Here is a 2526-nt window from a genome sequence, read left to right as displayed (position 1 = left end):
CTTGCCCGAGCCGGACTCGCCGACCAGGGCGACGACCGTGTTCCGCGGAACCGTGAGGCTGACATCGAGGAGCGCGGTGTGGTCCCCGGCCGACGAGCGGAACGTGCGGTCGACGGACACGGCCACGAGCGCCGCATCCGGGACCGGTTCCGCGCCGGGTTCCCGGCCGGGCACCGCCGCCGGCTCCGCGACCGTGCGCGCCGACGGCGCCAGGAGCGCGCCGCCGATCCCGGGCATGCGGACACAGGCCGACGACCGGCTCGTTCCCTCCGCCGTCCCGGCCCCCACCTGCGGCAGCAGCTCGACCGGTTCGCTGCGGCACACCGGGGCCGCGTGGGCGCAGCGGTCGGCGAACGGGCAGCCCGGTCCCCGGGAACCCGGGGCGGGCACGGAGCCGGGAATGGCCGGAAGCTCCGCGAACCGCTCGTGCACCGAGGGCTCGGAGGCCAGCAGGCCCGCGGTGTACGGATGCAGCGGTCCGGACTCCAGCTCGTGCGAGCTGCCGTGTTCCAGCACCTGGCCCGCGTACAGCACGTACACCCGGTCGCAGGCGGAGAACGCGACCCGCAGGTCGTGCGTGATGAGGACCAGCCCCATGTGCCGGCTCCGTTGCAGGCCGCGCAGCAGATCCAGTACGGCGCTCTGGCTGGCGGCGTCCAGGGCCGTGGTCGGTTCGTCCGCGATCAGCAGTTCGGGATCGCCCGCGAGCGCCGCGGCCGCCGCGACACGCTGACGCATCCCGCCCGACAGCTCGTGCGGATAGCGGTCGGCGACATCGGGACCGAGGCCGACCTCGGCCAGCCGCCGCTCCACTTCGGCGCGCCGGGCCGCCTTGGCCCGGCGCAGGTTCCGTCCGCCGTCGAGGTCACGGAGACCGTCCGCGATCTGACGTCCGCAGGTGAGCTGCGGGTGGAGCATGGTGAACGGGTCCTGCATCAGCAGCGTGACGCGCCGCCCTCGCAACGCGTGGTGTTCGCGTGGCGAAAGGCCGAGGACCTCCCGGCCGTCGATGCGTACGGAGCCGCCCGTCACCCCGGTCCCGGACGGCAGCAGGCCCGCCACGGCCCGCATGGCCAGGGACTTGCCGCTGCCGGACTCGCCGACGATGCCGATGCACTCGCCCCGGCCCACCTCCAGCGAGATGCCCTCCAGGATCGGGACAGGCCCGCCCGGCCCGGCCGTCGCCGACACCCGGAGGCCGTCGACGGCCAGCAGCTGTCCGGTGGCCGCCGGAGCGGTGGCGGCATGGCCGGCCATGGCCGCACGCGCTGTCATCAGGACCTCCCACGGTCGGAGAACGCCTCGAACAGCCGGTCGCCGAGGAGGTTGAGTGCCACGGCCGCCGCGACGATGAGCACGGCCGGAGCGAGGGCCGCGGACGGGTTGTCGTACAGCAGGGTTCGGTTCTCGGAGAGCATCCGGCCCCAGTCCGGGGCACCCGGCGGGACACCGAGGCCGAGGAAGGACAGGGAGCTCAGCGCCACGATCGCCCCGGCGAAGTTCAGCAGCGTGTTCGCCACCACGACGGGCAGTACGTTGGGCCAGATGTGCCGGGTCATCACCGTGAACGGGGAGAGGCCCAGGGTCTGTGCGGCCTCGACGTACGCGCGGTGCCGCTGCTCCAGCACGGCGGACCGGACGAGGCGGATGTCGGCGGGCGACGTCAGTACGACGAGCACACCGACGGCGAGCGCGTAGCCGCCACCGCCGATCCCGGCCACGACGATCGTCACCAGGAGTGCGGGCAGCGCCAGCAGCAGATCGGCCCAGCGCCGCACGACGGTGTCGATCCAGCCGCCGCGGTAGCCGGCCAGCAGACCGAGGACGTTGCCGATGACCATCGACCCGACCGCGACCAGGGCCGCACCGGCCAGGGTGGACCGGGCGCCGGCGACCACCATCCGCGCGATGTCGCGGCCGAGTTCGTCGGTGCCGAGCAGATGCCCGCCACCGGGCATGGCCGCGCCCGTCGTCAGATCCTGGGCGTCCCAGTCCGGCAGGACCAGCTGGCCGGCGGCCAGCGCGAACAGCACCAGCAGGATGGTGCAGCACACCGTGAGCGGGGAGAACCTGCGGACGGTACGGGATTTCACGCTTTCCCCTCCTCACGGGTGCCGGACAGCAGGGCGGAGGCGGATGCCTTCGCCCTGGACGGGTTCCTGGCCGCGGGTGCGCTCCGCAACTGCGGATCCAGCAGCGGCTGTACGAGATCGGTGACCAGGTTGGCCAGACAGACGAGGGCGGCGATGAGCAGCGCCTCGGCCTGGACGACCGGCACGTCCCGGAAGGTGACCGAGTCGACGAGCAGGGAACCGAGCCCCGGCAGCGCGAAGACCTGCTCCACCATGACCGTGCCCGCCAGGAGGTAGGCCAGGATCAGCCCGATGCCGGTGAGGACGGGGACGACGGTGCCGCGCAGCACGTACCGCAGCAGGATGTCCCGCTCCCGCACCCCCCGGGCGCGGGCGAACGTGACGTGTTCCCGGCCGAGTTCCCGGATCACCGCCGCCCGGGGGGTGCGGGAGC

Annotated in this window: 3 protein-coding genes; all 3 read right to left on the bottom strand. The window is 73.6% G+C overall.

Annotated features, from left to right (window positions below):
- A partial coding sequence (locus JGS39_RS39050) for an ABC transporter ATP-binding protein (RefSeq protein WP_236066035.1) occupies positions 1–1275 on the bottom strand: 1275 nt, incomplete at its 3' end.
- Entirely contained in the window at positions 1275–2093 is an 819-nt protein-coding gene (locus JGS39_RS39045) for an ABC transporter permease (protein ID WP_219574508.1), read from the bottom strand. The genes JGS39_RS39050 and JGS39_RS39045, both read right to left, overlap by 1 nt.
- Positions 2090–2526 (bottom strand): ABC transporter permease (locus JGS39_RS39040; protein WP_219574507.1); only part of this gene is annotated, 437 nt, incomplete at its 5' end. The genes JGS39_RS39040 and JGS39_RS39045, both read right to left, overlap by 4 nt.

Source organism: Streptomyces poriferorum, assembly GCF_019399235.1.
Classification (GTDB): domain Bacteria; phylum Actinomycetota; class Actinomycetes; order Streptomycetales; family Streptomycetaceae; genus Streptomyces; species Streptomyces poriferorum.
This window is presented reverse-complemented; position numbering and strand designations above follow the sequence as displayed.